Source organism: Aminobacter anthyllidis (assembly GCF_018555685.1).
Taxonomy (GTDB): Bacteria; Pseudomonadota; Alphaproteobacteria; order Rhizobiales; family Rhizobiaceae; genus Aminobacter; species Aminobacter anthyllidis.
The window spans coordinates 25,520-31,822 of record NZ_JAFLWW010000020.1; the positions used below are offsets into that span (position 1 = coordinate 25,520).

2 protein-coding genes and 3 pseudogenes are annotated in these 6,303 nt (G+C 58.6%); 3 read left to right on the forward strand and 2 right to left on the reverse strand.

Annotated features, from left to right (window positions below):
• Nucleotides 1-55: 55 nt before the first annotated feature.
• Both J1C56_RS32405 and J1C56_RS33260 read right to left on the reverse strand, forming a co-directional pair.
• Nucleotides 56-1,231 (reverse strand): M24 family metallopeptidase, encoded by a 1,176-nt coding sequence (locus tag J1C56_RS32405; protein ID WP_214394018.1) that lies wholly within the window; start codon nucleotides 1,229-1,231, stop codon nucleotides 56-58.
• Between the two features lie 312 nt (nucleotides 1,232-1,543).
• Nucleotides 1,544-1,671 (reverse strand): annotated as a pseudogene (locus tag J1C56_RS33260) (transposase); the annotation flags it as partial.
• Nucleotides 1,672-2,283: 612 nt separating this feature from the next.
• Between J1C56_RS33260 and J1C56_RS32415 the strand changes: the two are divergent.
• The 3 genes and pseudogenes from J1C56_RS32415 to J1C56_RS33875 form a co-directional block, all read left to right on the forward strand.
• Nucleotides 2,284-3,938: pseudogene (locus J1C56_RS32415) on the forward strand (MFS transporter).
• 158 nt (nucleotides 3,939-4,096) lie between these two features.
• Nucleotides 4,097-5,533: an amidase gene (locus J1C56_RS32420; RefSeq protein WP_214394020.1), complete on the forward strand. Its 1,437-nt coding sequence runs from the start codon at nucleotides 4,097-4,099 to the stop codon at nucleotides 5,531-5,533.
• A 259-nt stretch (nucleotides 5,534-5,792) separates the two neighbouring features.
• Nucleotides 5,793-5,980, forward strand: a pseudogene (locus J1C56_RS33875) (penicillin acylase family protein); the annotation flags it as partial.
• Nucleotides 5,981-6,303: the final 323 nt, after the last annotated feature.

Here is a 6,303-nt window from a genome sequence, read left to right on the forward strand (position 1 = left end):
CCCGGAGACCGCACCGATCAATCCATCCTTCGCCCTGATTCGACTAGCTTAGGCATCATGCGCGATAGAGCGTGGGTGGCGTTTGGCTCAGTAGTTCCGCGCCACGCTCTGTCACTAGGACGTGAGCGCCAGCCCCGAATAAGTAGCCGTTTTCGCTGCACAAAATATTTGGCATGTGCAAGGTCATGCCGGACTTCAGGATATCCTCCGCGCCCGGCTCCAAGCTCAGGTCACCGCGTTCAGTCCAACTAATACCAGTCTGGTATCCGGTTCGTTGGCGAAAGACTCCCTTTCTCCCAGATCGCTTCAGCACATCACGGCCGGCAGCGTCGACTGCCGCCGCGGAGATGCCCGGCTTAACTGCGGCAACGAGGGCGTCAATGACCTCCTCGGCTAAGGTGTGTAGAGACTCAGCCTCAGGATGTCTGCCAAGCACAGCGCACCGGACCATCCCTACAGTGTATCCGTGTTTTGATGCGCCGATTTCCAGAAAAGCCGGCTCGTTATTACTAATTGGATGCCGAGATGGGGGGCCATGCGGCAACTTCGTCCGTTCTCCGAACAAAATGGTACTGCCAGAAAGCCCAACTTCCCCGCCAGCGTTGCTGGCCTCTGCCATGATGGCCTCCGCCATGGTCGCTGCCATCTCCAGTTCGGTCACACCTTCCCGTAGGGAGCTTTGGAAGGTTCGCACTGCCAGGTCAGTTATGCGCATTGCGTCGCGCATGCACTCGAGTTCTAGCTCGCCCTTCACCGCTGCTACCGAAGAAACTAGCCGAGTCGCATCAGCGATCTTTAAGTCGGGAAGCTGCGCCTGAAGCGCATTGACATCTGCCAGCGTGAGGTTCCAGCAGCCAAGTTCAAAACCGATCCTCTTGCTTTGCAAACCATACCGACGAAGGACGTCGGCACACACTTTCCCAAAATCTTGCTGGTGGGTATAAGTAACGATCTCATCAATACAACTATACGAACGAACCGCTTGTTCATCATACTGTCGGACAACAAATGTTGACGGCTGACCGGGCACCATGATCAAAGGAAACGGTGCGAAGTATCCACCACTACCATCGTATCCGCTGAGATACCGAAGATGACCATGGGCAGTCACTACAAGTGCGTCTAGCCCCGCGCTCGCCACTGCCTCCAGCACGTTGAGCTGCCTGCGCTCGTACTCGGATCTCGGGAACGGGACACCCGTCAGAGGAATAGCTGAGGACATCGTCGCCATATCTCACCTCAATGATTTGCCATGTTGTGGTTCGGTTACGCAACAGTACGCATCGGACGATGTTCGAAGCTGTCGCGTAACGTTCCAAGCTTTGGTTCAGGCAGACATTCAACTGTCCTAGCGGGTTGCGTCAAATGCAGTTTTTATATCGTCGTCATCTGGCCGCGAGATGCAGTTAAGGCACAGCGATCGATGAGGTAATTCTTGCTCCGCCACACATTCGGTCCGCGGTGAAGTGCTTGCTGACTACGACTCCAAGAATCGTAAAGAGAGTGAATGTTGAAATCGAACAAGGCATCCCGCCGCGCGGGGGATGCGATGCAAACCGTCGGGCAGTGTATGCAGGAGAAAGCGACGGATGAACCCGTGCGAGTACAGCCTCACGATCTTCGTCTTGCCACGATGGCGATCGTCGGGCAGCGGAACGCGACCCGATCGTCCTGATCCTCGACTGGCAACAGGCGGTGGTGGCCGGCGCGATCTCAATCAGCGACGACGCCGGCTGCTCCGTTGCCGGTTTCTTCCGCTGGCTGAAGCATCAACTATGCGGCCGTTGGATCATACGATTTCCGATCGCGCCTTCGCCCGGGGCGCTCGAAGGACGACGTAGCGCCTGGGTACCTGTGTTTGAAATTTGTTCGGATGAAATGTCCCCTTTAGGCAGGCGCTCGTACTGTATCTTGGAAATCGACCAGGCGGGCCTTCTCGGTTGTCTTGCAGCGCTGCACTAAGTTGATCCCTTCACGCGGCGGATGGAAGAACGGATCGGAAGGCATAGTTGCAAACTTAGGCGCAAGCCTATGCGTTATCGCCTACGCTGTCCGACCGGTCAAAACGGGTGCGTTCCAGCAGTTTTTGAAGTTCACCCCTTAGCATCGCTCGATACCCATGGAAGATTGCATATCGCGTCACTGCTGTGGTCGATTGTCTGCCCTGGACCATCTCGCTGCTAGATGACCATAATACAAAGACTGCATTTGACGCATTCGACCGGTAATCGGATCGTGTCCCGCCAAGTGGTTTAGCTCGGCGGAACACAATCGGTCGGAGCAATGAGCAGAGCGGCGGGCGCAGATCCAGATCTAGGTCCGCCAGCGACATTTACGCCGCTCAAGAACTCGACGTTTCGCTCTATCTGGCTGGCCTCTCAAGTCTCCTCCCTCGGCTGGTTGATGCAGTCTGTTGCCATCAGCTGGCTGATGGCGACGATCTCGACTTCCGATCTGATGGTTGCGCTAGTACAGGCTTCCTCGAACCTGCCCGCGTTCATTTTATCTGTCTTCGCCGGGGTGCTCGCCGACAATTTCAGCCGTCGCAGGGTCATGTTCGCCGGCCGCTGCCTTGTGGTGATAGCCTCTGCGATGCTGACCGCTGTTGTGGCGCTGGGCTTTGTCAGTCCGTGGATGATCCTCGGCTTCAGCTTCTTGATCGCATGCGGAGGCGCTCTCAACGATCCTGCCTGGCAGGCCTCGGTTGGCGATATGGTGCACCGACGCGACGTTCCTGCTGCCGTCCTTTGCTCTCTGTCGGCTTCAACACTATGCGGACCGTGGGCCCGGCGCTCGGCGGCATCGTGGTTGCCTCGTTCGGGCTTATGGCGGCCTTCTGTGTGACCACCCTCACCTATTTGGTACCCCTGGGCACCATATGGCGCTGCAAGTGGAAGGTTCGCTCCTCACCTCTTCCACGTGAGTCAATGAGGACGGCGATCTATGATGGATTGCGCTTCACGGCGATGTCATCGGAAATCAAGGCGGCGATCGCGCGCGGAACCCTCTTTGGTCTGGCGAGCATCGCCATACTCGCGCTGCTGCCGCTGGTTGTCCGCGATCAGTTGGGAGGGGGGCCACTCGCCTATGGCACGCGTATGGCCGGCTTCGGAACCGGCGCCGTCTTCGCCGGCCTCTCCAACAGCACATTTAGACGGAGCTTGTCGCAGGAGCGGTTGATGAGGCTCGCGTGCGTCGCCTGTGCGGCGTGCTCCCTTTCCCTTGCACTGACCTCTTCCATTGCGGTGGCGGCAATTGCGCTCGCCTTGGGTGGCGCCGGTTGGGTCACCGCCTGGTCGGGGGTTGGCGTGAGTGTGCAGCTGGCCAGCCCGCGCTGGATCGTGGGGCGCACGATCTCAATCTATTATGCCTTGATCTATGGCGGCATCGCGGCCGGCAGCTGGCTATGGGGCACGGTGGCCCAGAACCATTCCCTGACCTCGGCGCTGGAGGGCTCCGCTGGTGCTCTTTTGCTGGTCGCCGCCACCGGCGTCCTGTTTCCCCTTCGCGAGCGCCGCGTGTCCGAGCCCGATCCTTTGGAGGAATTCGACGCTCCCGCAGTCGCGCTTGATCTGAAGCCGAGCAGCGGCCCCATCGTGGTCAAGGTTGAGTACCTGGTACCCGCGGCGAATCTCGAAGCTTTTCTGGACCTCATGCGCCAGCGCCGGCATGTGCACAGCCGTGTCGGGGCTCGACACTGGACGCTCCAGCGCAACCTGCAGAAGCCCTTGCGATGGACTGAGACATTCCGCACGCCGACCTGGACCGACTTCCTTCGCCTAAACCATCGCCTCACCGAGGCAGACAAGGAACTGGACGAGAAAATCCTCCTTCTGCACAAAGGAAAGCATGCACCGCAAATAACGCTGTCAATCGAGCGGCCAACAAGTACCCCTCGCAAGGCCGAGCAATCAACGCCATTTTTCCTTCGCCATTGAACCGGAGGGAACAAGCGTCTCAGGTCGAATTTGATGCGCACTGCAGGCTGAATAAAGATACATAAAAGGGCCGTCAATGCAGCATAACAACACCAAGAAGGCAACAAGCAATGGCTGCCGTCGCGTTTCTATCAAACAGAATGTAGAGGACTTGTAAAATGAAGAGTCATTCACCTGTTCCAACATCTCTTGATGAGCTGACGGCATGCGAGTGCCTGGAGCTATACCGAAGGCGGCAGGTCTCGCCCGTTGAAGTCGTCGATAACTGTCTCAGCCGCATCGACGCAAACAATCCGACGCTGAACGCATTTTGCGTGGTCGATCACCAAGAGGCTATGTCTGTTGCCCGGGCTTCGGAGGGGCGCTGGATGAAGGGCGAGCCCGCCGGAGTTCTCGATGGCATTCCGGCCACCATCAAAGATCTGACCTTGACGCGGGGCTGGCCGACGAGGCGTGGATCACTGTCCGGGAGCGCCGACGGGCCTTGGACAGACGACGCGCCCGTTACAGCGCGCATTCGCGAGGCTAGCGGCATTATCCTTGGCAAGACTACCACTCCGGAGTTTGGCTGGAAGGGTGTTACAGATAGCCCCCTCTATGGCATCTCCCGCAACCCCTGGAACCCTGACCTGACACCAGGTGGATCCTCGGGCGGCGCCGGAGTCGCGGCGGCCCTGAACCTTGGCTTTCTTCATCAAGGTAGCGACGGTGGAGGATCAATCCGTATACCGGCGAGCTTCACAGGAACCTTTGGCTTCAAGCCGACCTTCGGCATCGTTCCGCAATGGCCTGCCAGCGCCATGACCACGCTTTCTCACTTGGGGCCGATGACCCGCACGGTTGCGGATGCGATCCTGATGATGAACGTCATCGCGCGAAAGGACGCTCGCGACGGTTATGCGGGACCCGCTTATCCGGGCCTCCAGGTCGATCCACTAAAAACCCTCAAGGGTCTGCGCGGCGGCTACAGTCGAGACCTTGGGTATGTGAAGGTGGCCCACGACATCCAAAGAGTTACTGACAAGGCGGTCGACCAGCTGCGGACTCTCGGAGCCGAGGTGGTGGAAGTCAATCCAGGGTTCGCAAATCCGGTCGAAACATTTACTACATTTTGGTTTGCCGGCGCCGCTCGTATCCTGTCGCGAATGGATGATAGGCAAAGGCAACTCTTAGATCCCGGCTTTCTGGAAGGTGCCGAACGCGGCCTGACGATCAGGCTGGCCGAGTTCCAGGAAGCGGAGGCGGTTCGGTTCGAGCTTTCCGCCCTCATGGCGAAGTTCCACGAAGACTATGATCTTCTAGTCACCCCCACGATGCCTGTCGCACCGTTCGCAGTCGGACGGGACAGACCGGACGATAGTTTCAAGGGGTGGGTCGACTGGACGCCCTTCACCTATCCCTTCAACCTGACACAGCAACCGGCAGCGTCCCTTCCATCGGGACTGGATGATCACGGGCTCCCCGTTGGGCTACAGTTGATCGGTGCGCGTTATTGCGACACCACCGTTCTTAAGGCGGCATATGCGATCGAAGGCGGCCTGGGACACCTTTCTTTGCCGAGTAACCGCTTTGCTGCCGTCGAAGTTTCGGAGTGAGGCCGTGCTGAGACTCTGGAAGGTGGCCTGGTTCACTCTCCATCGCCGAAAAACTCTGTATGTGCTAATGTCCTTAGCCATAGCCTTTTCTCGCGTTCGCTCCGCTTTGCCTCTGTTACCGAACATGCCGAGACCATATTGGCCGCCCGAGCTGGCCAAGGCGTTGCGTTGGAGCGGGACACCCCGATTACGCTCCTAGATGAAGGAAGCCTCGTCAATATCGGCGACGTGGAGTTTGAAGCGGAAGGATGGGAGACAGATGAGCGCCCAGCTCGAAACGATTGTAGTCGAAGGTCTAGCAGCCCGCGCGCGAATCGAGATCGACCGCTGGGGCATCCCGCATATCACGACGGAAACGAAGCAGATCTTTTCCTCGTTCAAGGCTTCAACGCCGCGCGGGACCGCCTTTGGCAGATCGACCTGTGGCGCAAGCGTGGTCTAGGCCTCTCGCGGCCGATTTCGATGCGGATGATGCCAAGGAGATCTGTCAGGCCTTCGTCGCCGGCATCGACGCGCTGGCATCGCCCTCGGCAGTTAGCAAGCGCCGTCGCAGAGGCGGCATCATAGAGAACGAGCTTGGCGGCGGACGGCGTGTCCGGGTCGACCGCGACGTGGATACCGAAGCTCTGCGTCGCGTGCTGAACGTAAGCGATGCGCCAAGGCACCTTGCAATAGGCCGATGAACATGGAGTTTTCGCGCCATGACATTGGAACATGCGAGGGGCGATATGGTCGCCGAGTTAAGCGGTGCCGCGGCGGCCGAAGATCTT